Annotated in this window: 37 protein-coding genes; 24 read left to right on the forward strand and 13 right to left on the reverse strand. The window is 63.4% G+C overall.

Annotated features, from left to right (window positions below):
* The 3 genes from NGM07_RS00080 to NGM07_RS00090 are packed head-to-tail and all read left to right on the forward strand — an operon-like array spanning position 1 to position 5,774.
* The gene (locus tag NGM07_RS00080) at positions 1-1,140 is read left to right on the forward strand and encodes a hypothetical protein (RefSeq protein ID WP_253514877.1); all 1,140 of its coding nucleotides are present in this window, start codon (positions 1-3) and stop codon (positions 1,138-1,140) included.
* Complete coding sequence (locus NGM07_RS00085; RefSeq protein WP_253514935.1) at positions 1,141-3,528, forward strand: fibronectin type III domain-containing protein; 2,388 nt, start codon at positions 1,141-1,143, stop codon at positions 3,526-3,528.
* Positions 3,474-5,774: a hypothetical protein gene (locus tag NGM07_RS00090; protein ID WP_253514937.1), complete on the forward strand. Its 2,301-nt coding sequence runs from the start codon at positions 3,474-3,476 to the stop codon at positions 5,772-5,774. The genes NGM07_RS00085 and NGM07_RS00090 overlap by 55 nt, the downstream gene beginning before the upstream one ends.
* Before the next feature lie 21 nt (positions 5,775-5,795).
* Here the strand turns inward: NGM07_RS00090 and NGM07_RS00095 are convergent, their stop codons facing one another.
* The 6 genes from NGM07_RS00095 to NGM07_RS00120 all read right to left on the reverse strand — a co-directional run bounded on the left by NGM07_RS00095 (position 5,796) and on the right by NGM07_RS00120 (position 8,436).
* On the reverse strand, positions 5,796-6,458 hold the full coding sequence (locus tag NGM07_RS00095; RefSeq protein WP_253514879.1) for a hypothetical protein: 663 nt from the start codon (positions 6,456-6,458) through the stop codon (positions 5,796-5,798).
* Between the two features lie 244 nt (positions 6,459-6,702).
* Positions 6,703-6,963, reverse strand: a complete 261-nt coding sequence (locus NGM07_RS00100) for a DUF7522 family protein (protein ID WP_497007266.1) — start codon at positions 6,961-6,963, stop codon at positions 6,703-6,705.
* 233 nt (positions 6,964-7,196) lie between these two features.
* Complete coding sequence (locus NGM07_RS00105) at positions 7,197-7,484, reverse strand: hypothetical protein (protein WP_253514882.1); 288 nt, start codon at positions 7,482-7,484, stop codon at positions 7,197-7,199.
* A 147-nt stretch (positions 7,485-7,631) separates the two neighbouring features.
* A complete protein-coding gene (locus NGM07_RS00110; RefSeq protein WP_253514884.1) occupies positions 7,632-7,868 on the reverse strand; it encodes a hypothetical protein in 237 nt (78 codons plus the stop codon).
* The gene (locus tag NGM07_RS00115; protein WP_253514939.1) at positions 7,865-8,182 is read right to left on the reverse strand and encodes a hypothetical protein; all 318 of its coding nucleotides are present in this window, start codon (positions 8,180-8,182) and stop codon (positions 7,865-7,867) included. The genes NGM07_RS00110 and NGM07_RS00115 overlap by 4 nt, the downstream gene beginning before the upstream one ends.
* The gene (locus NGM07_RS00120) at positions 8,179-8,436 is read right to left on the reverse strand and encodes a hypothetical protein (protein ID WP_253514886.1); all 258 of its coding nucleotides are present in this window, start codon (positions 8,434-8,436) and stop codon (positions 8,179-8,181) included. The genes NGM07_RS00115 and NGM07_RS00120 overlap by 4 nt, the downstream gene beginning before the upstream one ends.
* Before the next feature lie 86 nt (positions 8,437-8,522).
* On the opposite strand from NGM07_RS00120, the gene NGM07_RS00125 reads away from it, so the two are divergent.
* Positions 8,523-10,157, forward strand: coding sequence for a transposase (locus NGM07_RS00125; protein WP_253514893.1), 1,635 nt, complete (start codon positions 8,523-8,525; stop codon positions 10,155-10,157).
* A gap of 180 nt (positions 10,158-10,337) precedes the next feature.
* Here the strand turns inward: NGM07_RS00125 and NGM07_RS00130 are convergent, their stop codons facing one another.
* Entirely contained in the window at positions 10,338-10,616 is a 279-nt protein-coding gene (locus tag NGM07_RS00130) for a hypothetical protein (protein ID WP_253514895.1), read from the reverse strand.
* 200 nt (positions 10,617-10,816) lie between these two features.
* Here NGM07_RS00130 and NGM07_RS00135 point away from each other — a divergent pair, with 200 nt between their 5' ends.
* Genes NGM07_RS00135 through NGM07_RS00170 form a run of 8 tightly spaced genes read left to right on the forward strand, consistent with a single transcriptional unit; the run spans position 10,817 to position 13,106 of the window.
* Positions 10,817-11,170 carry a hypothetical protein gene (locus tag NGM07_RS00135; RefSeq protein ID WP_253514897.1) on the forward strand — a complete coding sequence of 118 codons (354 nt, stop codon included), beginning with the start codon at positions 10,817-10,819 and terminating at the stop codon, positions 11,168-11,170.
* Positions 11,170-11,478 carry a hypothetical protein gene (locus NGM07_RS00140; RefSeq protein ID WP_253514898.1) on the forward strand — a complete coding sequence of 103 codons (309 nt, stop codon included), beginning with the start codon at positions 11,170-11,172 and terminating at the stop codon, positions 11,476-11,478. Before NGM07_RS00135 ends, NGM07_RS00140 begins: the two co-directional genes overlap by 1 nt.
* The gene (locus NGM07_RS00145) at positions 11,478-11,618 is read left to right on the forward strand and encodes a hypothetical protein (protein WP_253514899.1); all 141 of its coding nucleotides are present in this window, start codon (positions 11,478-11,480) and stop codon (positions 11,616-11,618) included. Before NGM07_RS00140 ends, NGM07_RS00145 begins: the two co-directional genes overlap by 1 nt.
* The gene (locus tag NGM07_RS00150; RefSeq protein ID WP_253514900.1) at positions 11,618-11,782 is read left to right on the forward strand and encodes a hypothetical protein; all 165 of its coding nucleotides are present in this window, start codon (positions 11,618-11,620) and stop codon (positions 11,780-11,782) included. The genes NGM07_RS00145 and NGM07_RS00150 overlap by 1 nt, the downstream gene beginning before the upstream one ends.
* On the forward strand, positions 11,769-12,002 hold the full coding sequence (locus tag NGM07_RS00155) for a hypothetical protein (protein ID WP_253514901.1): 234 nt from the start codon (positions 11,769-11,771) through the stop codon (positions 12,000-12,002). The genes NGM07_RS00150 and NGM07_RS00155 overlap by 14 nt, the downstream gene beginning before the upstream one ends.
* Complete coding sequence (locus NGM07_RS00160) at positions 11,984-12,238, forward strand: hypothetical protein (protein ID WP_253514902.1); 255 nt, start codon at positions 11,984-11,986, stop codon at positions 12,236-12,238. Before NGM07_RS00155 ends, NGM07_RS00160 begins: the two co-directional genes overlap by 19 nt.
* The gene (locus NGM07_RS00165; protein WP_253514903.1) at positions 12,235-12,600 is read left to right on the forward strand and encodes a DUF7344 domain-containing protein; all 366 of its coding nucleotides are present in this window, start codon (positions 12,235-12,237) and stop codon (positions 12,598-12,600) included. Before NGM07_RS00160 ends, NGM07_RS00165 begins: the two co-directional genes overlap by 4 nt.
* Before the next feature lie 20 nt (positions 12,601-12,620).
* Positions 12,621-13,106, forward strand: coding sequence for a hypothetical protein (locus NGM07_RS00170; protein WP_253514904.1), 486 nt, complete (start codon positions 12,621-12,623; stop codon positions 13,104-13,106).
* Between the two features lie 322 nt (positions 13,107-13,428).
* Here NGM07_RS00170 and NGM07_RS00175 read toward each other — a convergent pair whose 3' ends face one another.
* Both NGM07_RS00175 and NGM07_RS00180 read right to left on the reverse strand, forming a co-directional pair.
* The gene (locus NGM07_RS00175; protein WP_253514905.1) at positions 13,429-13,818 is read right to left on the reverse strand and encodes a hypothetical protein; all 390 of its coding nucleotides are present in this window, start codon (positions 13,816-13,818) and stop codon (positions 13,429-13,431) included.
* 87 nt (positions 13,819-13,905) lie between these two features.
* Positions 13,906-14,091 carry a ribbon-helix-helix domain-containing protein gene (locus tag NGM07_RS00180; protein WP_253514906.1) on the reverse strand — a complete coding sequence of 62 codons (186 nt, stop codon included), beginning with the start codon at positions 14,089-14,091 and terminating at the stop codon, positions 13,906-13,908.
* A gap of 107 nt (positions 14,092-14,198) precedes the next feature.
* Between NGM07_RS00180 and NGM07_RS00185 the strand changes: the two genes are divergently transcribed.
* The 7 genes from NGM07_RS00185 to NGM07_RS00215 all read left to right on the forward strand — a co-directional run bounded on the left by NGM07_RS00185 (position 14,199) and on the right by NGM07_RS00215 (position 16,628).
* Positions 14,199-14,351 (forward strand): CopG family ribbon-helix-helix protein, encoded by a 153-nt coding sequence (locus NGM07_RS00185; protein ID WP_382193875.1) that lies wholly within the window; start codon positions 14,199-14,201, stop codon positions 14,349-14,351.
* Positions 14,352-14,601: 250 nt separating this feature from the next.
* On the forward strand, positions 14,602-14,826 hold the full coding sequence (locus NGM07_RS00190; RefSeq protein ID WP_253514908.1) for a hypothetical protein: 225 nt from the start codon (positions 14,602-14,604) through the stop codon (positions 14,824-14,826).
* 183 nt (positions 14,827-15,009) lie between these two features.
* Positions 15,010-15,333: a PadR family transcriptional regulator gene (locus NGM07_RS00195; protein ID WP_253520255.1), complete on the forward strand. Its 324-nt coding sequence runs from the start codon at positions 15,010-15,012 to the stop codon at positions 15,331-15,333.
* Positions 15,330-15,659 (forward strand): hypothetical protein, encoded by a 330-nt coding sequence (locus tag NGM07_RS00200; protein ID WP_253514909.1) that lies wholly within the window; start codon positions 15,330-15,332, stop codon positions 15,657-15,659. The genes NGM07_RS00195 and NGM07_RS00200 overlap by 4 nt, the downstream gene beginning before the upstream one ends.
* Entirely contained in the window at positions 15,659-16,012 is a 354-nt protein-coding gene (locus NGM07_RS00205; RefSeq protein WP_253514910.1) for a hypothetical protein, read from the forward strand. The genes NGM07_RS00200 and NGM07_RS00205 overlap by 1 nt, the downstream gene beginning before the upstream one ends.
* Positions 16,009-16,455 carry a DUF3261 domain-containing protein gene (locus NGM07_RS00210; RefSeq protein ID WP_253514911.1) on the forward strand — a complete coding sequence of 149 codons (447 nt, stop codon included), beginning with the start codon at positions 16,009-16,011 and terminating at the stop codon, positions 16,453-16,455. The genes NGM07_RS00205 and NGM07_RS00210 overlap by 4 nt, the downstream gene beginning before the upstream one ends.
* Positions 16,452-16,628, forward strand: coding sequence for a hypothetical protein (locus tag NGM07_RS00215; RefSeq protein ID WP_253514912.1), 177 nt, complete (start codon positions 16,452-16,454; stop codon positions 16,626-16,628). The genes NGM07_RS00210 and NGM07_RS00215 overlap by 4 nt, the downstream gene beginning before the upstream one ends.
* Here the strand turns inward: NGM07_RS00215 and NGM07_RS00220 are convergent.
* Positions 16,589-17,872 (reverse strand): tyrosine-type recombinase/integrase, encoded by a 1,284-nt coding sequence (locus NGM07_RS00220; protein ID WP_253514913.1) that lies wholly within the window; start codon positions 17,870-17,872, stop codon positions 16,589-16,591. The two genes, NGM07_RS00215 and NGM07_RS00220, sit on opposite strands and share 40 nt — an antisense overlap.
* Positions 17,873-18,060: 188 nt before the next feature.
* Here NGM07_RS00220 and NGM07_RS00225 point away from each other — a divergent pair, with 188 nt between their 5' ends.
* Positions 18,061-18,540: a redoxin domain-containing protein gene (locus tag NGM07_RS00225; RefSeq protein WP_253514941.1), complete on the forward strand. Its 480-nt coding sequence runs from the start codon at positions 18,061-18,063 to the stop codon at positions 18,538-18,540.
* Between the two features lie 150 nt (positions 18,541-18,690).
* Positions 18,691-19,521: an HD domain-containing protein gene (locus NGM07_RS00230; protein WP_253514942.1), complete on the forward strand. Its 831-nt coding sequence runs from the start codon at positions 18,691-18,693 to the stop codon at positions 19,519-19,521.
* A gap of 50 nt (positions 19,522-19,571) precedes the next feature.
* On the opposite strand, the gene NGM07_RS00235 is transcribed toward NGM07_RS00230, so the two are convergent.
* Positions 19,572-20,678 (reverse strand): glycosyltransferase, encoded by a 1,107-nt coding sequence (locus NGM07_RS00235; RefSeq protein ID WP_253514944.1) that lies wholly within the window; start codon positions 20,676-20,678, stop codon positions 19,572-19,574.
* 33 nt (positions 20,679-20,711) lie between these two features.
* On the reverse strand, positions 20,712-21,773 hold the full coding sequence (locus NGM07_RS00240) for a glycosyltransferase family 4 protein (protein WP_253514946.1): 1,062 nt from the start codon (positions 21,771-21,773) through the stop codon (positions 20,712-20,714).
* Between the two features lie 198 nt (positions 21,774-21,971).
* On the opposite strand from NGM07_RS00240, the gene NGM07_RS00245 reads away from it, so the two are divergent.
* Complete coding sequence (locus NGM07_RS00245; RefSeq protein ID WP_253514948.1) at positions 21,972-22,250, forward strand: ribonuclease P protein component 4; 279 nt, start codon at positions 21,972-21,974, stop codon at positions 22,248-22,250.
* A gap of 37 nt (positions 22,251-22,287) precedes the next feature.
* Here NGM07_RS00245 and NGM07_RS00250 read toward each other — a convergent pair whose 3' ends face one another.
* Positions 22,288-23,187, reverse strand: coding sequence for a bile acid:sodium symporter family protein (locus NGM07_RS00250; RefSeq protein WP_253514950.1), 900 nt, complete (start codon positions 23,185-23,187; stop codon positions 22,288-22,290).
* A gap of 166 nt (positions 23,188-23,353) precedes the next feature.
* On the opposite strand from NGM07_RS00250, the gene NGM07_RS00255 reads away from it, so the two are divergent.
* Both NGM07_RS00255 and NGM07_RS00260 read left to right on the forward strand, forming a co-directional pair.
* Positions 23,354-23,599 carry a YhbY family RNA-binding protein gene (locus tag NGM07_RS00255; RefSeq protein ID WP_253514958.1) on the forward strand — a complete coding sequence of 82 codons (246 nt, stop codon included), beginning with the start codon at positions 23,354-23,356 and terminating at the stop codon, positions 23,597-23,599.
* Positions 23,596-24,477 carry a mechanosensitive ion channel family protein gene (locus tag NGM07_RS00260; RefSeq protein WP_382193870.1) on the forward strand — a complete coding sequence of 294 codons (882 nt, stop codon included), beginning with the start codon at positions 23,596-23,598 and terminating at the stop codon, positions 24,475-24,477. Before NGM07_RS00255 ends, NGM07_RS00260 begins: the two co-directional genes overlap by 4 nt.
* Positions 24,478-24,485: the final 8 nt, after the last annotated feature.

The raw sequence follows: 24,485 nt of genomic DNA on the forward strand, positions 1-24,485 counted from the left end.
ATGACCGACCTGCTTTTGTACGCGCTCGCTCTCCCAAGGGCGGGCCAAACCCAGACCGAACAGCAGCAGCGCCAGAACCTGAGCAAACACGGCCTCCTCGACAACGACTCCGGCGTGGTCCAGCATGTGAGTTCTGAACCCGGAACGCGGGCGCTGTCCGGCGTCTACCGGGGGAAGTACGCGGAGAAGATGGCGTCGGAACTCGAAGAGCTCGCAACCGCAGCGGGCGACAGCTCACTCCCGCTTGCGGGACGTGGGACGTCGACGCCGATGGACGGCTACTACTCGGTCGAGGAAGCAGACGTCCGACCGGCAGATCCGAAGGCTCAGAACCTCTATCGGTATCGGTTGTCGCTCGCGAAGGACGGGACCCGAGCATCGCGACGGCGCGCGATCTCGACGACGGTGGTTCAGGTCGAGAACGACCTCGGGAACGACCAGACCGCGCTCGTCGGCGTGCCGACCGCAGCGGAGGACGTCCGATGGAGTGACTCGGAGTCCAAGCAGACCGAGGCGGTCGCGGTTGTCGAGACCCGGAGCGCAGAGCTCGGTGATGTAGACGTCGTCGACGCGAAAGCGAGTTCGTTCACGAACCCGACGCTCGTCTACGACGTTGACTACACCGCGGAGGCGGATGTCGACGTTCGGGTCTGGGATACCCAGGGTCACGGCTCGAAACTTGACGGAGACGGCTATCTGCAGTGGAAGAAGGTGTTCTCGACGAGTCACGATTTCTCCGGAAATCCGGTGTGCGATAACGGCCTCGTCCGCCTCACGTTCGACACCGCGGCGAACTCACTCGCGGTCGAGGAGTGGGACTCGTCGACGAGCACCTGGTCGGCGGTCGCGCTCGGCACGTCGAACTGGGAGCTCGCCGGTCTGGACGTCACGGAGATCGGGCTCGCGAGCATCGAGGCGCAGGTCCGATTCGAGGATCCGAGTCAGTCGCCGACCGCAGAGTACTATCTGAACATGAGTCTGAAGCGGGGTTGGGAGTGGCCGCTCTGGACGGTGCCGGAGAACGAGACGCCGCCGACGCCGTCGGGGCTCCAGGATCTCCTCGCGCCGGTCGCGTCCGGTTCGGATTATGATCCGCAGGAGGTTCAGACGCTGGTGGATCGATCGGAGGTGCGAAAGTAGATGGTCGTCATCGACAACTTCGAAGACGGGGACACCTCAGCATACACGCAACACTGGAACGACGAAAAATTCAACGCCAGCACGAGTCGTGTCTACAGCGGGACGTACTCCGGCCACGTAAACGCCGACACAGACGGCGGGGGCATCTACTATTCGTCCAGAGGACTTCCCAATTACCCGCCCAAAGGCTCCACCTTCTCGGGATACTTCAACCACGCCGGGCAATATAACCGCCTGGGGGTACTGTTCGGCGGCTCCTCTGTCAACGGCTGTTACGAGGTCCACGTCACCCCGCAGTATGACAACATCTACATCTTCGACCGCACAGGGAGTTCGGTCAACAGTCGCACCATGCTTGCTTCTGCAAACGCGACCATCCCGGATACGCATGGATGGTTCAAGATAGAAGTCGACTGGCAGGACACGATAACGGCCCGAGTCTACAACCAGTCCGGTGCGCTCGCTGGGGAAGTCTCCGTCACAGACAGCAGGTATTCGACCGGCGGGTTCGGGTTTTACTTCGAAGGAGGGTCCAGCAACGTCAATTTCTATACGGACTACTGGACGTATTCTGCGCCACCGGCCGCACCGTCGAACCTCGCCGCTTCCGCGACCGCGGACGACGTGTCGCTCTCGTGGGACGACAACAGCAACAACGAAGACGGGTTCCGGATAGAGCGTGCCCACGACGGGTCGGGATTCAGCGAAATCGCCACCGTCAACGCGGGGGTGACGACATACGATGATCCGAACGTCCTCGACGGCGAACTGTACACCTACAGAGTCAGGGCGTACAACGCCTCCGGCACCTCATCGTATTCGAACGAGGATTCGGCGACGACCAGTCTGTCCGCTCCGTCCGGGGCGTCCCAGACCGTCGACACCCCGACCGCTATCACGCTCAGCTTCACGGATAACACCGACAACGAAACCAGCTTCCGAGTCGAGAAGTCCGTCGATGGCGGTGCATGGACCCACGTTACGGACCTCTCGGCGAACACGACAAGCCAACAGTTCACCGTCTCGAAGAGCGCAGACACCTTCCAGTGGCGGATTCGTGCGGAAACCGAACACACCACCAGCGGATGGGCGACGACCGGGACGGCCGCGACGGACGGCTCCGGGCTGACCGCGACGGTCGCGAGCGGCACCAAAATCGACCTCGGGTGGGATGCGAAACCCGACGCCGACGAGTACCACCTCTACCGGGCGCAAGCATCCAGTTCGTCTCTCGCTGACTACACCCAGATAGCGACTATTGCGGCTGGAACCACAACACACTCGGATACCGGATTGGAGTCCGGCGAGGAGTACCACTACCGCCTCGCACCGGTCTACGGCACCACGGAAGACAACCCGTCGGTCAACGTCGCTGCGACCACCTCGCTCCCAGCGGCGTCGGGGGTCACGCTCGACACGTCGACCCAGAATGAGATCGGTGTCAGTTGGACGCGGAACGACAACTCCAGCGACGGCGTCTGGGAGATCTATCGGTCGACCGATGGCAGTCTGGGGACGCTCCAGACGACGATCTCGACGCTGAGCACCACCTCGTGGACGGACACTCCCGTCCCCGACGGTGAGAAATACTACTACACGATTCGGCGTGTCACCGACCATGCGTCGGCGGACTCCTCACAGGTATCGGCGACGACCATCCTCCCCGCGCCGGTCATCGACTCACTCACGGTTTCCGGGGACCAGTTCGAAGTCGCATTCCAGGACCGGAGTGACAACGAGGACGAGTTCCGCGTCTACCTCCGACCGACAGGGACGGCCTCGTGGACGTTCGACGGGACGGCCGCAGCAGACGCGACGTCCTACACGACTACGAGCCAGCGCGACGGTGAGGAGTACGAGCTGAAGGTCGCCGCCTATACCGAGGATGCTGAATCGGATTCGGGCGTGGTGACCGCGACGACCGACCTCCCCGACGCCCAGACGCCAAGCCTGGACAACGGGATCGAGGACGAGATCACCGCGACATGGCCGGACGTCATCGACTACGGGAACTATCGGTTGAGGTACCGTCAGACTGACGTGTCGACGTGGACGGACTGGGGGACCGTCGGTGAGGCGATGACGTCGGCGACGATTCGGGGGCTCCCGGACGGCGAAGAGTTTGAGGTCCAGCTTCGGACGGAAACTGAGCACACCCCGGGACGTGGACGGCGAGTGCGACGGTTGTCACGGCATTCCCCACGCCGACGAATCCGGCCGCGACCATCACGGCAGCGCTCACGGCCGAGGTCACCTGGAGCGAACAGTCCGACAACGAGAACGGCTTCCGCATCTACCGAGCTCGAAAGTACGACTACGGCTGGGGGCCGTGGATGGAGGTCGGCGAGGTCGACCCGAACATCACGTCGTTCACCGACGACACGCTAAGTCCAGGGAACGACTACAGGTACAAGATCGAGGCGTTCACCGAGGACGCCACGAACGAGTCGGCGGCGACGAACACGGTTTCGACCGCGTCGAGCGGCGTCCCCCGTGAGCGAACGGGCTCGAAGGGCTATGAGGTGAAGGTCGAGCATCCCTCTGGGCAGGCGCTTCGGCCGCAACTCCTCGACGATCCACAGTTCACGCCGGCGCTCAACGACTACCCCCGCATCGAGATCCCCGTTCCCCGAGACGAGAAGTGGCAAGGCGAGGCGTTCGAGGAAGCTCCGCTGTCGGTCTGGAAGGACGGCAGGATTCTCCCGATCGACCAGCTCATCAACGTCCGGATGGAGCCCGGTCGAACCGTCTTGGAGGGGCGTGGCGGGAAGGAACTCGATGACCGCGTGCAAGCAGAGTTCGACAACCACGAAGCGCATCTGGCGGCGAAGGAGCTCGGCCAGAATAACACGAGCTACGCGATGCATGTCGACGACCCTTCGACGTCGACGCGGTCGGATACGGTGATTCAGGAGGCGTCGACGCAGTCGGAGTTTGAGAACTTCGTCACGATTCCGTCGGACCAGCCGGCCGAAATCGTCGACGGTGGCGTCCAGACGAAGCAAACCGCTTGGCACCTGGAGGCGTGGGGCGACTCGACGGAGTTCGATGGGACCGCGCACACAGACGTCGACTGGAACGTCACCAGCGACCTGTCAGATACGGCCGGCAACGCCATTGAACTCTCCAACGACGGGAATTACGTCGAAGCCCAGTTCACGCCGGCCTACGACATCCCTGCCGGACAGGCCAGCGGATGGGTCCGGTTCGGGAACCCAAACGGGATTAGCAACGGCCCGCCCCTCAAGGCGACCATCAACGGTGAGCAATTCGCTGGCACCTCCGAGGGGTTCAGCATCGGCGAGAACTGGACGAACCAGACCGGGACCATCTCATCGCCACTGAACGCCGGGGAGACATGCACGATTCGCGTCAAGATTGAAGACAGCACGCCGTCAAGCCAAGACTGGAGCGAATCGGCGTTCGTTGATATCTTCGGCGGGTTCGACGGCAGGTACAACTACTTCTTCGACAACGACGCCCTCCCCAACCATAGCCTGAACGGGCCGGAGAGTCATCCAGACGCCCTCCCGATCGAGTTCGAGACGACGACCACCGCGTTCAACGTGACGGGCGGCCGGGTCGAGGTGTCGATGGACGATACCTCGAACGGCCAGGCACTCGCGTTAAGTAACGACGAGGGAACGACCTGGGAGACGGCGAGCAACACATCGAGCTTCGAGACGAGCTTCCCGAACACGGGGACATCGCTGACCTTCCGGGTGACGCTCAGTCGGTACGGCACTCGGAATAGCCCGACGCCGATGGAGGGATTCAACACCCAGCGCATCGAGAGCTTCACCGTCTACGGCGACCTCGAGGATACGCCGATTTTGGACGGCCAGAAGTACGACGACTCGCTGAAGTCGGTGTTCAACCAAATCGCCAACTACGGCAACTTCATCTGGGAGCTTCAGCGCGACCAGAACGGGTGGTCGGTCGAGTGGACCGAACCTGGACTGAGGACTGCCGACAGCGACACCGCGCTCGTCGATTACTCGGTGCAGAAGAACGTCGAGTCGAAGTACCTCAAAGCCGTCATCAAGGGCGCGGCTCGCCCTGTCCGCGGGGATGACTTTACGTCGAGTTATGATAATTGGTTGCCGCTGAACCATTCGAACTTGGTGCCGACCACGGAGATCGTCCGGGACTTCTCCACTGGGGGGACGTTCACCTACGGGACGGACTACGAGCTCGACCGCATCAACGGCCGTATCAAGGTACTGAGTACTGGGAGCATGTCCGACTCGACGGACTACGAGATTGACTACCAGTACAAGGTGGAAGGGTCGTATACGGCGGAGACTGCGGGGAGTGACCCGCCGGAAGTTATCCGGACGATCCCAGAGTTGGCGACGGAGCGGGCGTGCCAGCATGCGGCGCTCTATCTAATTCAGCGAGTTCAGGAGCCGCTCTGGAGTGCGACGGTCACCATCCCGAAGGATGATGCAGGCCTGAGTCTCGTCGACGACCTCTCCCTCGACGGACTGCCTACCCAAGGGGAGCGGATGGTCGTGCGAGAAGTTGAGCAGTCGCCCGAGCAGGTCGTGCTACGGCTTGGTTCGCGGCAGTCGGTCGGCGAGGTCATCAACGATATCCAGTCACGGATTTCGTCGGTGAGCAAGCGGGTGTAGCCCCCGAGGACAACCCCTGCCTCAGGCTTTTGTGATGGATTCGACCGAGGCGTCGTGGGAGACGAGTGTCTCGTACTTCGAAAGTGCCGGCGTGCCGAGACGCTCTTCCAGGGTATCGTACGCACCGACGGTGTACGTCTCAATCCTCGTTGGTGTATCTCCATTCCCCCACTCCCACTCGCCTTTGACCGTCACTCGGACCGCAAAGTCGTTGTCGTTGTTCAGGTCGACACCGTAAATTGTTCCCGGCACGGCTGTGCTCTGAACGACCCAGAAGGAGACTTCGACCTGGCTCTCCGGGTCAGGAGTCGTCGTCGGAGTGGGAGTTGGTTCCTCAGTAGTCGTTTCCGTGGTAGTTGGTTCCGGCGTTGTGGCCGTCTTCTCCGTAGTCGTCTCGGTCGTCGTCGTTGTGGCTTCGGTGGTCGTCTCAGTAGTCGATGTCTCGGTCGTCGAGGTTTCGGTGGTCGTCTCGGTGGACGTCGGCGTGGTCGCGGTCGGTTCTGCTGTCGTCGCTGTCTCCGTCTGTGCAGAGGCGGCTTGCAGGCCACTCTCGCCCGCGATCGTCGTTTGGGGTTGCGATGCAGATTTGGACTGCTGAAAGTACTGGTTACCGACTACGATGCCGCTGCCGCCGAGGGTGCCGGCGGCGAGAGCGGCGATGACGTTCCGTCGATTCTCGTCCATGTTTCATTTCAGAATCCCGTAATTATAATGCTTCCCCCACTATCGAAGGTTGAGAAAAACCGCGTACGAGTTCGTCGCCCCTCCACGTCGCCCTTTCTCTGAGGACTGCTTCACCGACGGGATACGGCGTCACGACGAGAGCGCGCTCCCGTAGGACTTGTGAAGTAGTAGCCCCCCACGGAGTAGCGCTCTCAGCGCTCCCTACGCGGCCACGAACACTATTTCTTTCGCTAGCTTGGGCCGGTTAGTTGTTGATTCGGTGGATGCATTCAGCGAGGAAGGAGTTGAGCTGGCGGGCAACTTCGGGCTCGAGGGTGACGACGATGCCGCGTTCCTGCGTCTGAGGGAAGTGCATCACCATCGCATCGTCGAACGACCGGACGATGCCGTTGAGGCCACCGAAGGGGAAGCTCCGCTGTTCGCGTCCAAGTGATTCTTGGCGGAGTCGATCGACCATTCCGTACGTTGAACCGGTTTCTTGACGAACGTCTTCGTCTGAATTCATCGCTGGCCACCCGTGTTCAGCAACCGCTCTAAATCCCTCTCCAACTGTTCCACCGTATAGCCATCTTGATGGAGGTACCGTGCCCTCGCGTCTTCTACCGACTGCCCTCGTTCGTACCGCGGGTCATAGGGGGTGGTCTTACAGACTTTCGCGCGTTCAGTTCCGTCACTCGTCATCGGTCACACCCCGATAAGCCCCCGCAGGTAGTGAACGAACGAACCGCGAAAAAGCAACTACTCGTCGGCTGTCAGGTCGATGTCGATGTCCGGATCGTCGTAGTCTTCGAGTTCGGGAGCGTGCCGACCGTCGGTTGGTCGGCGTTCGATCAGGCTGCTGAAGTCCTTCCGAACGAGCGCGGTTTGGACTTCCCGGTCTTGAGGCTCTCGTAGTGCTTCGAAGGCCTCTTCTCGGGATTCTGCCTGCACTGTCACCGTCTCGTGAGTGACCTGTTCGACGCTGATCTCGAAGATTTTCTCTTCGCTGTCCGTCTCGTCGCTGCTGTCGGTTTGGCTTGTTGCCATAGTTTCTAATCGTTGTCAAGCAACCTAGTTTTTTCGATAGTTCATTCAGTTTGGAGTGGGTTGGTCGTGGTGGGTCTGTCGTCAGGGAAGATTTATCAATCATTCCGTGCGTTGAACCGGTTTTTTGACGAACGTCGTCGTCCGAATTCATTGTCCATCCTCCGGCTTCAGCGAATAGTCCATCGAGACGAACGCCTCCAGGCACTCCACGGAACAGAACCTCCGGCTTGTGGTGTTCGGATGCTTCCCGCCAGAGTCGGTCACTTCGATGTGGTCGTCATCGTCCGACGCCGGCTTCCACAGGACCATTATCTCTTCATCCCACGGCTGGTAGGCGGAGTTGTGCGGGCGCATTTCGGCACCGCATTTGAAGCACTCTTTCACGCCGACCCACCTCCATCTTTGTGAGGTGGGGTTGCTGGCGCATCGAAATCCAGTTCGGGACTGGCGGGTTCTTCGAAACGCTCGATTGATGTGCTGCCTTTCTCCGCTACTGCCGGCTCCAAGTTCAGCTCGTCAGGATAGTCAAATCGAAGGGGGAAGCCACCCACCTCATTAGCCATCATCGCAAGCGCTTCGCTCATCCCGCTCCCCCTTGCGACGATCACTTCGTCGTTCACAGTCCGATACACTACGGCGGTTTTGGGGCCGTCCTTGTGTACAGACAGTTCCGCTATTCCATTATGGTTTTTAATCATCGGTCAGACACCTCGCTAAGCCGGTCCTCTGCCATTTCCAGCGCAACGAGCGCCTTCAGCACGTCACCCTTCGCTGTCTGTATTTCCTGTTCGGTACACGGCATATCGTGAATCCACGAAGCCGCTGACTCAGACTCGTGCTGTGCGACGGACCACAGATCCTCGATGGACGGCGGCCCCTCACCTTCGAATGCCTCTAATTCTGATCTGATCTGACTTTTCCAGTCACCGTATCGCTCGGATTCTTGTGTCATGCTATCACCTCACCAGTCGCTGAAGTCGTGGAATTCGGGACATTGGACGGGGAAGATTTATCAATCGTTCTCGGACTTTTACGTGTATGACCGGCGACACCCGCGCGGCGGCCGAGCCCGCTCTTGGCGAGCAGGCCATCGCGCAGGCTGTCGCTGACGAACCCGGCCCCCTCACGACGGACCGTGAGGACGGACTCGATGGCGGTGGACGTGAGCACCCGCAGTCCGTCGCTCAGGCCCACATCTACCGGATTCTCACCGGACGCTCGTTCTTCGAACTGGAGCGCCACTTCGACCGCTACCCGACGATTCGGGAGTCGCTCGGCCTCGAAGACAACCTCGACCACTCCTCGTTCTCCTACTCGATGCGCGAGCAGTTCGAGGACATGGACGTCTTCTTCGAGAGCTACGCCGACTACATCCGCGACCGAATCGAAGCCGGGCTCCCGAACAGCCTCACCGAGCCGTACCTCGACACTCCCGACCCCGAGGACGACTCCGAGCCGTTGCCGGAGATCCCCGAAGCTGCGAAGGACGAGAAGATTCGTCACGTCCGGGCGATCATGCTCGAAGAGACCGACTTCGACCGCGCCAGTAACGCTACCTACGAGGCCGGAAGCATTCTCACGCCGTTCCTCGAAGCCGCGCAGGAAGGCGACGCGCCGGCCAACGTCATCAGCGACAACAAGCACGACTTCGCCATCAAGACGGCGTTCAACGCCGTCAAACAGCGCGACGCCGACGGATGGCACGAGGAGTTCAAGCGCGTCAACGGCCGCGTCCTCCGTGCCGCGACCGGCTCGGGGATGCTCCAGGGCGACCTGGACGCCTACATCGACATCACGGTCATCCCGTACTGGCCGCAGACCGACAACCCGGCCGAGGGCCACCGGCAGGGCGAACCCAAGAAGGGAACGACCTACGGCTTCCACTTCGCCACACTCGTCGCGCACGACCAGGAGCACGACAAGGACGTCGCGGTCGCGGTCGAACCCTACACGCAGGACATCGGCCCCTATGACCTCGTTGAGCGGCTCCTCGATGAAGCCAAGGAGTACGTCTCCATCGATAGCCTGCGACTGGATTCGGGCTTCGAATCGGCGCGCATCCTGAAGCTTTGCCGGGAGCGAGACATCATGCCGACGGTCCGGCTGAAGCGCCGGGGAGACGAACTCAAGGGCGCGCTCGCGGCGATGGACGGCCGCTTCGACGACTACGAGAACTATCCCGTCACGTCCTCCGAGCACAACCTCTCCGAGAAGGTCCGCGTCGTCTCGGAGCCCGACTGGAACAACGCCAAGAAGGACGACTTCGAGACCGTCATCAGCACCAGCCAGCAGACGTTCGGGGACTACGGCGACGGTGACGAACCGGACGTCCTTGACGTCGATGAGGTGCCGAAGATCCTCTGGCAGGCCCGTCGGCCGTACGGGACGTTCAACACCGAGGACAGCCCCGAGGAGATCATCCGCCGGCACAAACTCCGGTGGCGTGTTGAGAACTCCTACGCGGAGAAGAAGACGAAGCTGATGGCGCGCACCGGGTCGCGCGACCACGGCGTCCGCGTCTTCCTCTTCTGGCTCAGCACGCTCCTCTACAACGGCTGGATGCTCACCCGGAAGTTCCTCCGAGAGGACTTCCCGAACCACCGTCCACAGGACCGGGGCGCGGTGGAACTCACCACGTTCGTGAAGAAGATCCTCCGGTTGGACTACGGGTAGCGCCTGAAGTTCCTCTCCGAGCTCGCAACTCGTGAGAGACATCACCGGCTGACGCGGGCGTTTCTGCTCTTCTTTTCGACACTTTCGCCGCTCTCCGACCACCGAGCGATGTGACCGGGACGGGATCGACCGGGATTCGCGGTGGATCGGTGCGAATCCGCGTCCTCTCCCGTTCGAACTTCAACGTACGTCATCGCGTCCTCCGTCCTCTCGCGGATCTTCGACGAGTTCGTACACTCCTGTCCCAAGAAGGTTCCCGATATGCTCGTGCTCGGCGAGGCGCTTCAGCCGCCGATTGATGTACTGGCGGGATACGTCGGCGAGCCCTCGTTCGTCGAGCTGCTTTCGCGCGAGGGTAGGAGTGAGCCGCCCCTCGACGAGTAGATCGAGGAGCGCCCGGTCGAGGTCGTTGAGTTGGTCCGGCGAGAGAGTCACTGCCGGAGAGTTGCTTTTCGACATTTACAACAGTAACGATTCGCGCCATCAACAAGTAACTTACGACAGAACTTACCATCGAAACGTTGCATGAGTAGTTTACAATAGCAACCTTTATGGTGTTGGCAAATAGACTATAGAGTAAGAAGCGCGGGACACCGGCCAGAAGTTGGCCGGGGCGTGCGACAACACGCCCGACCGTGCTTCACCCACGGTGAAGCAACATGAACGACGACATGGACGAAAAAGAAAGCATCGACACCCCGCTCGAAATCTTCCTCGACGGCTACACGTACATCGGGGAAGACGGCGAGGGATACCACCACCACGCGGACCGAAGCACCTCGCGCATCATCGTCTGCGACGACGAGGGCGAGCGCGTCGGCGAGCGCGGCTGGCACGTCCGTCTCACCGGCGAGGTCGACCACGTCGAGCACGGCCTGAAGTACGCCGCCGACCTTGAACGCTGGGCCAACTACGTCGACACCAAGCGCGGTTGGGAAGACCGCGCGCTCAAAACCCACCCTGGCCTCCTCGGCCAGATGGACAACGCCTTTCAGACCGGAGGGCAGGCCTGATGTCGACCACTGACAGCGCGAGCGGCACCCCGCCGCTCACCGAGCGCGACGTCCGCGCCGCCGGCGAGCTCCTACTCGTCGTCGAGCATGCGCCCGATCTCTACCACGTCTACTCGGAGGACGGAACGGAGTACACCGTCGACGCCCGCGGCGGCGTCTGCGACTGCGACGACTACCACTACCGAGCGCCCGACGACGGGTGTAAACACCTGCGGAGAGTGCGGTTCGCGACCGGGCAGCGAGAACTCCCCGACGGAGTCCGGCTCGACCCGTTGCTCGTCCAGGCGGCCGAGGAGGTCGAGAACTGATGACGTGTGACTGCGACAGCGAGACGGACGTCTCCCAGACGGTCTACCGCGACCCGCGGACTGGTCGCGACCACGTCCAGTACATCTGCGAGGAGTGCGGTGACGTCGTCAAGAATCCGGCCAACGGGAGGATGGTCTGATGGCGGGCGAGTGCCGACAGCACGGTTGCACGAACCCCCGTCGGGAGGATGGCCGGGATGCGTTCGCCAACCAGTTCTGCAGCCCACAGTGCGAGGTCACGTACGACAAACGCCGGATGGACGCCCGCGAGGCCGCCCTGGAGGCCGGTGATGATGATGAGTGACATCGTCGAGGCGCGCCGCGCGTTCATCCAGGAACTCACGAAACGACCGCTCGTCGAGGACGTCGACTTCAGTCGAGACGGCTATCGGACCGTTGTCCTCACCCTCGGTGAACCCGGCACGGAACTCACCGAGTGCCCCTGCTGTGGTGCGGTCGGACTCCCCGAGCGGATCGAGGATCATGACTGCCAGGAGTTCCGCGAGTGGAGGGCCGACCAGTGAACGCCCAGACGGCCAGTGAGTTACGGCGGCTCGCCCGCGGTCGCTCCTACGCCGCGTTCAAGAGCGCCGCGCTGGCGTGCGGCATGCAGGAGGCGGAGGCCGAACTCGTCTGGCACCACGACGGCCAGCCCTCGAGGGGAGAGCCCGTGCTCGCTGTTCGTGAGTCGGGCGCGGAACTCCGTGGGGAGGGAGCGGCGTGGCTGACGTCGACTGCGGTCGCGAGGGTCGAACGATGAGCGTTCTCGACCACTTCCGCAGGACCGACGAGCCCCACGCGATTCCGGGCGACGACGTCTGGGACGCCCTCCGGAACGAGCGTCGCCGCAGAATCATCCAGTACGCCGCCCAAATGGACTCAGGGGAGGCGGTTTCGCTGGGCGTGCTCGCCGACGACCTCTCCGCAGCCGAGTACGGCCCGGAGTATACGTCGGGTGAGCGGAAGGCAGTCTATGTGGCGCTCTATCAGCGGCATCTCGACAACCTCGACCAGGTCGACGTCGTCGACTACGACCCCGACCGGGGCGTGGTTCGGCGCGGATCTCGCGCGGGTGAACTCGCGGGTGCACTGCGGGCGGTCGCGGAGGCGATTCACGGATGAGCCGTCGGCCGCACCACTGGATGGAGATGACAACACACTTTGAGTTATTGACGCGGGAGTCAGGCGACCAGTACGGGGTTGCAACAGGCGAGATCTCCTGCGACCGCTGCCACGCCGTGTCCCTTCACGTGGAGCACATCGATCACGAGGTCTGGTGCCCAAATAGCGAGCACTACGACGAGCGACCGCCCGCACGGACGCCGATGGGGTGGATCGTGCCCGAGCGCCCCGAGCGTTCCGGCCACGACCCCCGGATCGAGACGTGCATGGTCGCCGCGCGGACGCGAACGCTCAACCCGATGGACTACGCCGACTGCTCCGCGGCCAGTGTCGAGGAGTCCCTGGATTTCTTCGGACAATTCCTCCGCCGAGCCGACGAGTATCACCTCCGGCGCCACCAGCACGACTACAACGACTTGGACTGGCGGCTCGACGAGCTGCGGCCGGAGGAAGTGAACGCGCCCGAACACCGACTGTCGCAGGGACGCGTAGAAGCCGGCGACTGAACTGGCGTGGGGGTCTGTTCTCCCAGGGTTAACCAACACACAGTGGTCGATGCGCCAGATGTTGGTTAAAACTAATGTCGTGGATGCCGCTCGGGCGGAGTCGAAAGGGGTTGCCGGCAGGTTCGTTCAGGTTCTACGCAGGAATAGGTTGATCGAGGCTTCGTTAGAGTTCGCTAGTTTCGCTGGACTCTGCGAGCTGCATATCTACAATCGTCACTCCGGGAACGGTCCGTTGAGCACCTTGGACGGTCTCGTACGTGTAGGGGCCTTGAACAACCGCCCAGAGTTCGACAGTATCTCCTTCTAAGAAACGGTCACCCTCTCAGCCGCCGAAGATATCGCTGTAGCTGTTGCCGTCCGGCACGAACAACCGGAAGAGGAACTGGCCGTCTTGCTCTATGACTTGGTTGATGCCCGCCTGTTCGTAGTAGATGTAGTCTCCGACGTGGTTCTCGATATCCCGGAACAGATCTTCGTAGGAGATTACTTTGGCGTTTGATTTCACCTCTGAGACATCGTAGTCACTGACGGTGGCGGTCGTAGTTTCGATCGTTGTTGGGTCTGCGGTCGTGGTTTCGACAGTAGTCTCGGGTACCGTACTCGTCTGTGGATTCGTTGTCGAGCCGCTCGTGTTTTCGTCGCTGCTACCTGTGCAGCCTGCGAGCGGGAGAGCCGTTGCGGCTGTAAGACTGATGTACTTACGTCTATTCATACGTAAGCGAACACATATTTGGTTTAAAAACTTACTGATTGAGTGATATACAGTGATCCGCTAGGTACTCGTTCTTGACGTCGGTGATTAGTTAGCTGTCGGAACCGTCGCCTTCTTTGGATTTCCCTCCATGTCATGGCCCTCTTGTTCGAGACGCTGTCTGACTGCCTCCCGAATCCACGCTGCACGACTGTCCCCGTAGCCTAGCTGCCCGTCGATTTTTTCGACCATGTCTCCAGGCATCGGTACCGTGACGTCCTTTCGGTTCTCCATACCTGCCCCAATCCACCGTGGTTATTTAATAACTAGGCCACGTGGTAACGTGGTTAATAACCACAACAACTATATCAGGTTAGTGGGAACGTGGTAACGTGGCAACAATGAGGCGTATCAGTGTCGGGGTGTCCATGCCCCAAGAACTCATCGACAAAATCGACGCCCACCGCGACGCCTCCAGCGAAAGCCGGTCGGAGTACATTCGCGACGCGGTCAAACAGCGGATGGCAGAGGAGGATGCGGAAAACGGAGCGTGACGCCTGAGACGATAGGATAGGCTACTGAGTAATCGAATTGCCCGGCGTGTCACCAGCACGACCGGGCACAACACCGAGAATGCATGTTCACTTTCACCCGCAGTCGGTATAGTTACCCGGCGGCTAACCGCCAGTATTGGCGGCTTATACCGTCCATAAGCGCTGCTTTCTCCCCCGGACTGAGCGCGTTCACTTTCATTCCGGGGGAGAAAGACGTTTTTTGTAGAGTATGCCGTCAGACATGGATAACATGTCTCAAACAAAGACGGTCACCATCAGTCGAACAGGCCCCGGCCGCTACCGGTACGTCTGCCCGAACGGGCACTCGGACTGGGATCGCACCAACAACCACATCTGGTGCCGCGGCTGCAGGCGACAAGCCGAGAACGGCGTCGACGTCAACGCCGAACACTGGGAGATCCACGACAAGAAAACCGGCCGCACCATCCCCTGGAGCGCAATCCAGATCGAATAGTACCGCCTCGACTGCGACTCACCACGCCCAGACGCCGACCAGTCTGCCAGGACACTCGGCGCCCGGGCGCAGGTCGCGGTCCCGTACTACCCAGCTGAAAGCAGACTAGACGGAACCATGATAGACTCAGACGCAGACGCGCTTAAAGACGACGCCACCGCATCGACCACCGACCAGACCCCGATCGACGACTACACGCGCTTCCAGATCGACCTGCTCACGGTTATCGCCGGCTACGAAACCGGCCAGTATCAGAACAACCGCCACAGTGGAGAGTGCCCGCACGGCCTCGCCATCAAGGACGAGCTCGACGACCGCTACCAGGACACCGAGATTCATCACGGCCGGCTCTACCCGAACCTCGATACGCTGGTCAACCGCGGGCTCGTCGAGAAGGCCGAGCACGACCGCCGCACCAACCAGTACCAGCTGACCAACGCCGGCTGGAAGTTCCTCCAGCAGCGCGCCGAGTGGATGGTCGCGTGCCTTGACGGCGGTGACCGATGATGACGGACACCGACGAGGGCGGGTTCGTGAAGCACCAGAAGGGCTACTACGGGGCAGCCGCGCTAAACGCGCCAGCGTTCACCATCTACCAGAGCGGGAGCGGCCGGTTCAACGCGGCCGCCTGCGAAGAGTTCCTCGACGACGTCGACGCGATCACGTACTACACGAACACGGCGACGGGCGAACTCGGCATCGGCTTCGGTGGCAGCGACGACGCCTACAAGCTCACCCACCAGTCGAGCGGCGGCGCGGAGTGCTCGATGCGCTCCGTCCTCAACACCTACGGCGTCCGCGTCGACGACCTCGTCCAGGAGGTGGACGCCTGATGCCGACGGTCACCGTCGAAAGCTACGGCGACCTCCTCGCCGACCGGGAGCTCGACCTCGTCGCTGCGGACACCCTCGCCAGCGTCCTCCCGACGAGCGACGGGCAGGTCGCGTTCTGGCTTCCCGGCTGGCTCGCCGAAGAGAAGGTCCTCGAACACGCGGGCAAGAGCGACCACGTCTTCGTCGCCGAGCGAGTCGTCGAGCGCGAGACCGAGAACGCCATCTACGCCCGCCAAGGAAGGGCCGGCGACTGGATTCCGAAGAGCGTCGCCCGCATCTACCACGCCCCCGATGGCGCGGAGATCGTCTCCGCGCAGGCGAGTCTTGCGGACTCGACGGAGGGATCTGCGTGACGCGATGCGAGCGCTGCGGCACCGACGCCCAGGAGACCAAGCGCATCATCTGCAACGGCCGAGTCTGGGGCGTCTTCTGTTTCGGCTGCCACGACGTGCTAGCCGACATCCTGCTCGCGGAGTGGCCGGTCGCCCCCGGAGCAGTCCTCTATGAAGATCGCCCCGACACGCCCGATTTCCAGCGACGACTCCACCACGTTGTTGCCCGCCGCATCGACCCCGATACCGGCGAGCAGTACGTCGTGATCGAGGATGGGACCCACACTACTCGGATGCACTACCATATCGAGGACGTGTTCGGGGACTTCGCTCCCGCTGGCTGGCAGTGGGCAACCTCGGAAAAGCCGACGTACCACCTCACTCGCGAGTGCGGCGTGTACGACGAGACCGATCCGATGATGGACGTCATCGAGAACGCGCGAGCGAACGGTGATTCGACATGAGCAAAGCACCGAGTATCTCCCCCACTGACGACCCCCAAGACACCGACGAGAACTGGATCGAAGAGCACCGCGAAGAAATCGAACGAGAGGCAAACAGCGACGCTCCCGACGCCTGGGTGTTCGAGCGCCTCCTTCAGTCCGTCGAGGACTCCGAGGACGGTGATTCCTCGTGAGCGCCGAGCGCGCTCGGGTCCGCGTCGAGGCGCCGGAGGACGAACGCCCGGAACTCTCGGCGAGACATGTCTTCGATGCTCGCCATCCCCTCCGCGAGGTCGCTGACCGCGTCGCCCTTGAGCTCGCGTGTCTCGGGACTCGCAGCTTCCCCACAGCGTGGACAGTAGCCATGGTGCGGGGCGAGGAGCTCTCGGCAGTTCCCGCACGGGCGTCGTTCCTGCTCGAGCGCGTTGGCGTCGTCCGTCTCGACGATGCCGGCCTTCGCGAAGATGGAGTCGTTGTGCTGCTCGCCGGAGATGTGCTCGTAGACCTCCCACATGTCGGTGTCAATCTTCCAGTGGACGCGATGCTCGATCTCCGACCGGCTGTAGCCCTCCCGACTCATGCGAGTGATCGCGGAGTGCCGGAAGTTGTGGGGGTTCGTCGGCTTCTCGACGCCGGCCTCTCGGGAGACCTTCGAGAGCATGTACTGGATGGTGCGCGGTGTGATGGCGCCGTCGTCTTCCTCGTCGTAGTTGCCGGGGAGAGCGTGGAAGAACGCGACGTCGTCGCGGTCCGAGCGCGGATGGGTTTGCTGGAGGTAGGTGCGGAGGATGGCCTTCGAATCGATGATGGGGTACGGCATGATCTCCGCGCCCTTCAGCCCCCGCGCGTTCGGGTTCGGCGTGTAGGTCGCCTGCTCACCATCGAGGTTGACGTCGCCGACTCGGAGCGACCCGATGAGCGAGAGTCGGGCGCCGGTGTCGGCGAAGAACTCGATCATCGCGATGTTCCGGAGGTACTCGGCGGCGGAGGTGAGGGCGTTGATGTCGCTCGCGAGGAGCATGTCCTCGGGTTGGACGTTGTTCTTCGAGGCGACGATGAGGTCGTAGTCTTCGGCCCAGTCGGCGCCGTCGACGTCGACGGTGGTGAGGAACTTGCGGACGGCGAACTGGACCGTGCGGACGGTGTGGTCGCTGAGTCCAGGGTCGGGGCCGCGGCCGTACTCGGGGCTGTGGCGGAGGTCGTAGACGTGGTCGTCGAAGTCCAGTTCGGTGAGGGAGACGAGCGACTGATCGATGCGTTCGCTCGTCATCCGGATGTTTTTCAGGTACTCCGAGAGCGTCGAGTCCTTGACGCGGCCGTCGAGTTTGCGGACGAATCGCTTGACGTAGGGCTGGTCGTCGGGGTGATGGTGGCCGAGTTTGTCGAGTTCGCGTTGGAGTTGCTGTTGGAAGCCGTGAAAGTCATCCAGATCGCCCATACCCCCACCTCGAAGGGTGGTGTTATGAAACCCGGTTTCGGAAAAATAGGCTTTTTGCTCGCTCGTCCGACCGGACGCCGTGATTCGCCCGCGTCGCGCCGACTGCCAGCGCGGTTTCGCGACCCACGCTAGCTCGGCCGGGCGATGTCGGAACTATCTTTTGCCCGACCCGACTATCTTCGGACGTAATGGTAGACGTTGGAGACGACGCACCCGATTTCACCGCACCGCTCGCGAACGGCGACGTCGAGGAGTTCACGCTCTCGGAGAACCTCGACGACGGACCCGTCGTTCTCGCGTTCTTCCCCGGCGCGTTCACGGGCGTCTGCACCGACGAGATGTGTACCTTCGAGTCCGAACTCGCCTCGTTCGAGGACGTGGGCGCGACCGTCTACGGTGTCAGTGTCGACGCCCCGTTCTCGCTCAACGAGTTCCGCGACCAGGAGGACCTGAGCTTCAGACTGGTCAGCGACTCGAACAAGGAGATCATCGACGACTACGACGTCGAGATGGACTTCGCCGACATGGGCTACTACGGGGTCGCCAAGCGCGCGGTCTTCGTCGTCGACGAGAACGGCGACGTGACGTACTCGTGGGTCAGCGACGACCCCGGCGTCGAACCCGACTACGCGGAAGTCGAGCAGGCCGCCGCGGAAGCCGCCGACTAGAGCGAACGCCACCGCACGACGGCGGTCGATCGATCGCCCGGCGAAGGACGACGGTCGAACCGCCACTGCGTGAATCGTCACCGTGTGAACCGCCGCCGCGCGAATCGCCGTAGCCGAGTCTTTTTTCCTCTGGCGACCGAGGGAAGACGTATGAGCGAGATAGAAGAGTCAGACGGCGAACCGAAGGGCTACCGCGGCTACGACCCCGAGGAGGACCACGCCTTCCCCGACGAGCGGCTGAACGCGGTCCTCGAGTTCATTGAGGAGGACGAAGTCATCCAGGCGTACCTCGACTCCCAGAACGTCAACCCCGTGGTCCGCAAGGGGTACAACGACCACGGTCGGAAACACATCGAGATCGTCCGCAACCGGGCGCTCGCGCTCTACAACCTGCTGAAGGCCGGCGGCGTCGACTTCAACGGCGCGTCCGAACAGGGGCTGGAGGAGTCCGACGAGAGCGTCATCGTGGCGTTCGCGTCGACGATCCACGACATCGGCCACGTTGTCCACCGCGACGAGCACGCCTACTGGTCGATTCCGCTCGCGGCCGACCTGCTGGACCGGGTCCTCCCCGAACTCGGCTTCTACGACGAGGCCGAGTGCGTCCGGATGAAAGGCGAGATCCTCCACGCCATCCTCTGTCACCACACCGAGGAGGACCCGCTGACCACCGAGGCGGGCGTGGTCCGGGTCGCCGACGCACTCGACATGGAGAAGGGTCGCTCGCGCATCCCCTACGAGAAGGGCGGACGCGGCATCAACACCGTCTCCAGCCAGGCCATCCAGCGCGTCTCGCTGATGCAGGGCGACACCGTCCCCGTCCTCGTGGAGATCGAGATGCTGAACGCCGCGGGCGTCTACCAGGTCGACAACCTGCTGAAGGCGAAGTTGCAGGACTCCGGCCTCGAAGACGACATCCGCATCGTCGCGGTCAACATCCGCGAGGACGAGAACCAGTTGGTCGAGCGCGTCGAACTGTAGAACCGAAGTCTATTCTCGCCGGCGAGGACGCGGAACCGTCGTGGGCCGGCCTACGCGACGCGCGCGTACACGTCCCGGAGTCGCTCGACGGCGTGTTCGACGCTCATCTCCTCGCGACGGTCGAGACACGTCTCGGCGAGTCGGCCGCGTTCGGCGAGCGCCCGGCGAATCGCGTCCCGGAAGTCGTCAACGTCGCCGCTCTCGTAGTGGTACCCCGTCTCGCCGTCGACGATGGTGTTTTCGAGCGCGCCGGCGTTCGCGCCGACCACGGGCGTCCCGCAGGCGTTGGCCTCCATCGCGACCAGACCCTGGGTTTCGACCGGACTCGGAAACGCGAAGACGTCGAGCGCCGAGTAGAACGCCGCCATCTCCTCGCGGTCGAGGAACCCGAGGAAGCGGGCGTCGGCGCCCAGTTCGTCGGCCTGCCGCTCGAGGGTCTTCCGGGCGGGGCCGTCACCGCCGAAGACGACGGTCACGTCCATCTCGGCGGCGGCCTCGACCAGTTCGGAGAGTCGCTTCTCGTAGCCGTGTCGGCCGGTGTAGCCGATTAGCGGTCGGTCGCCGTCGAGGTCGTGGCGGGCCAGGAAGTCGCCGGTTTCGACCGGACGGAACCGGTCGGTGTCGACGCCGTTGGAGACCACCTCGACCGGCGCGTCCACCCCGACCACGTCCCGGACGTGGTCGCGGGTCGCCTCGCTCGGGGTGAGCACGGCGTCGGCGCGGCCGAAGAACCACCGCTCGTAGGCCTCGCAGGTCCGGCCGACGAGCGCCGCGACCGAGTCGGTCGGCGAGACGTACTCGGCGTACTCGCTGGTCGGCGTGTGGTAGGACGCCACGAACGGTACGTCGCGCTTGCGCGCGAGTCGCAGGCCGCCGAGGCCGATGTTGAACGGCGTGTGGGCGTGGACGACCTCCGCATCCTGGACCGCCTCGGGGACGCTCGGCGCCCCGAGGCGGTAGCCGTCGTAGAACGGGAACGGCAGGCTTCGGATGGGGTGTTCGCCCTCCTCGGGGCGGTGGCCGTCCGACCCGGGATAGACCACGTCCATCCGGCAGTCGTCGCCCTCCCACCAGTCTCGCCACGACTTGATGGTGTAGGTGACGCCGTTGACCGTCGGCAGGTAGGTGTCGGTGAACGCGGCGACCCGATAGCTCATCGTTTCGACCTTTAGAGAGTGGGTCTTAAGGGTTTACGTCTTCGGCCGCTCCGCTGAGTCGTCGTCCGACCCGAGCAATTCGCGGTACGTCTCGGCGAGGCGTTCGCCGACGCGGTCCAAAGTGTGTTCGGCCGCCGTCTCGCGGGCGTTCTCGGCGAGGCGCTCCCGGAGGTCGGGGTCGCGTTCGAGGAGTTCGAGCGCGCGCTCGAACTCCTCGAGCGTCTCGCACTTCAGGCAGTCCTCGCCGTGGGTGAAGAACTCCTCGAAGACGGGGATGTCCCGGAGGACGACCGCCTTCCCGCAGGCCATCGCTTCGAGGACGACGATGCCCTGGTTCTCGACCTTCGCGGGGAAGCAGAAGATGTCGCCGGCCGCGAACGCGCCGCGCTTGTCCTCAACCCACCCGGAGAAGGTGACGTTGTCGGGGGGATTCTGGGTCCAGCGCCGGACGGTGGCGCTGGCCTGCGGGCCGGTGTCGTAGGTGCCGAACCATGCGAAGTCGTAGTCGGTCCGCTTCGCGAGTTCGCAGAAGGTGGTCACGCCTTTGCGCTCGAAGACGTTGCCGAGCGCGAACACGACCATCCCCTCCAGGTCGTAGCGGTCGCGGTACTCGTCGCGGAACGTCCGAAAGCCCGAGAGCGAGTCGTGGTTGACGCCGTTGGACATCGGCCGAATCGGCGCGTCGACGGGGTAGGATTCGAGCACGCCCCTGGTGTACTCGCTCGGGCAGAGCACGAGGTCGGCCTGCGAGTAGAACCACCGGAGGTAGCGTTCGAGCGCGGGCGCGACGAAGTTCGACCCGCGAAAGCTGTCCTCGAAGTCCTCGCGCGTGACGTGGGCGTGGAGGACGAGCGGGATGTCGTTGTGCTTGGCGTGGCGCGCCACCGCGACCGACCCCGGACCGATGACGTTGCAGTGGGCGACGTCGTAGTCGCGGAAGAGCGACCCCGACAGCGCCTCGCGGGGGCCGGTCCACGGCGAGGTGACGACCTCCACGTCTGTTGAGGCGAGCGCCCTGCGCTGCTGGTCGGCCGCGGTGCCGATGCCGGCCCGGTCGAACTGCGACTTGAGTTCGAGGTAGTTGAGCGCGCGCACGGTTTCGTCCGGTCGAAAACGGGGGTCGAACAAAACTGTACCGGTATCGTGGTGTTTCGCGAAGGACAGATTCGGCGGAGTTCCGCATTGAACCAAAAGTTATTTTAGGGATTCGCCGAATGCCCCCCATGGGGCAACACAGGATTCCTTCTATCCTTGTCCTGTCTCGCCCCGGAAACCCCCACCCCCCATTCCCACATGACCATAGCCGAAGAGCGCATCGAGCGCCTCGCCGCGCTCGCCCGGCGAGCCGCGGCCGAGTGCGACGACGAGCGCGCCCGTGAATACGTCAGGCTCGCCCGCCGCCTCGGAGAGCGCAACCGCCTCTCGCTTCCCCGCCAGTTCAAGCGGTTCACCTGCGACGCCTGTGACGTCTACATGCGCCCCGGCAAGAACGCGCGGGTCCGCCTGCAGGACGGACACGTCGTCATCACCTGCGACTGCGGTTCGCAGTCGCGGTATCCCTATCGGGACTGAGGTTCGCCGCTGAACGGTCACCCGCGGAACTCCCCTTTCACGCCGAGAAACGCCGCGCGAGGAGCGCGCCGGTCGCCATCTCCACGACGCCGAACAGGACCGCCGGGAGCGCCGCGGCCGGCGGAAACCCGGCGGCCGTTACGAGCGCCGCGGCCACGGCGAAGTCCCGCGTCCCGACCGAGAGCGCGCTGGCGATGCGGACCGACGTCGGTGCGCCCCGCGAGACGTACCAGCCGAGCGCATAGCCGACGAGGTTCAGCGCGAGCGCACCCGCGCCGACCCGCGCCAGCAGGTCGGCGTTCGCCCGGACGAGTTCGGCGTTCGCCGCGGTCACGCCCCCGATTATGACGACCACCGCGACCGCCGACACCGACGAGTAGTACTCATCGTAGCGTGCGACCCGAGCGCCGCCACGGGTGCGAACGGCGACCGCGGCGACCATCGGGACCACGACGGCGACGAGGAGCGATTCGGCGATTCGCCACCCTTCGACATCCACGGTCGGTCCGAGGAGGACGGCGACGGCGGCCGGAGCGAAGAGCGTACTGCCGATACCGATGACGACGAGCGCGGTCGCCGCGAGCGCCGTGTCTCCGTCGGCGAGGTGGGTCATCGTCGGCGCGACCAGTTCGGGCGTCACGGCGCCGAGGAGGACGAACCCGGCGGTCGGGCCGGGCGGCAGTCCGAAACCGCGCGCGAGCGCGAACCCGACCAGCGGGACCGCGACGTGGGCCGCGAGGATTCGCGCGAGCGACGACCGGTCGACCGCCCGGAACTGCGAGGTCGACAGCGTCAGCGAGACGCTGCCGACCATCACCGCGAGTATGGGCGTCGAGAACCGGGTAATGACGCCGAACCCCGGGAACAACGCTCCTGCGACGACCGAGAGCACGACCCACGCGAACAGGTAATCGTCGACGACACGGGTCGCTCGCATCGAGTCGTCGTTCTCGTCGGTGACCCTTGAATGGTCACCGTTCGGCGCGTGCTCCGCGCCGGATACCGCGAACCACGAGCGTTCGGCCCGCGGGCTACAACCCGCGGGCCGAACGCTCGCATCCGTCTTCAAGCGACTTAAGGGGTTTCGCTGCCGAAGATGGGACATGACCGACCAGGACCTGCGGAAGAAGGCCCACGACCTCGACGTGACCGTCTGGGTCGGCAAGGCCGGAATCGCCTCGGTGACCGACGAACTGCGCGACCAACTGAAGGACAACGAACTCGTGAAGGTGAAGTTCCTCCGGGCGGCCCGCGGCGGCACGACCACCGACGAACTGGCCGAGGACCTCGCCGAGGAAGTCGACGCCGAACTCGTCGAGACGCGCGGGAACACCGCCGTCCTGCACTGATGGTCGACCCGCTCCCGTTCCTGGAGAACCTCGTTCCGGAGTACGCCGGCGCCATCACGCAGGCCATCTACTTCGTGGTGGCGTTCGCCGTCATCTACGTTCTGGGGCGGGCCACGGTGGTCCCGCTGTTCGGCCGGTTCCTCGACCGCCGCGACATCGACGAGCACGCGAAGAGGCCGCTACTACGGCTGACGAAGTTCGGCATCGTCTTCGTCGCCGTCTCGGTGGCGTTCGGCTTCGCCGAGTACGGCAACTTCCTCACCTCGCTGGCGACCATCGCGGCCGCCGCCACGCTCGCCATCGGGTTCGCGATGCAGGACGTCATCGCCAACTTCGTCGCCGGCGTGTTCATCTACACCGACAAGCCGTTCCGCATCGGCGACTGGATCGAGTGGGACGGCGGTAACTACTCGGGCATCGTCGAGGACATCAGCCTGCGGGTGACCCGGGTGCGGACCTTCGACAACGAACTGCTGACGGTGCCAAACTCGACGCTCACCGACGGCGTCATCAAGAACCCGGTGGCCAAGGACAAACTCCGCCTGCAGGTCCTCTTCGGCATCGGCTACGACGACGACATCCACCAGGCGACCGACGTCATCGTCGAGGAGGCCGAGCGCCACCCCGACATCCTCGACGACCCCGCTCCCTCGGTCCGACTGACCGAACTTGGCGACTCCTCGGTCGGACTGAAGTCCCGGGTCTGGATAGCGAACCCCTCCCGGGGAGACTTCGTGAAGACGAAGGGCGAGTACGTCACCGCGGTCAAGGAGCGCTTCGACGCCGAGGGCATCGACATCCCGTATCCGAACCGGACGCTCTCGGGCGGTCTGGAGCTGACGAACGTCGAGGACGCGGTGGAGGCGGCCGACGACTGACGACCGGC

The sequence above is a fragment of the Halorussus vallis genome (assembly GCF_024138165.1).
Taxonomy (GTDB): Archaea; Halobacteriota; Halobacteria; order Halobacteriales; family Haladaptataceae; genus Halorussus; species Halorussus vallis.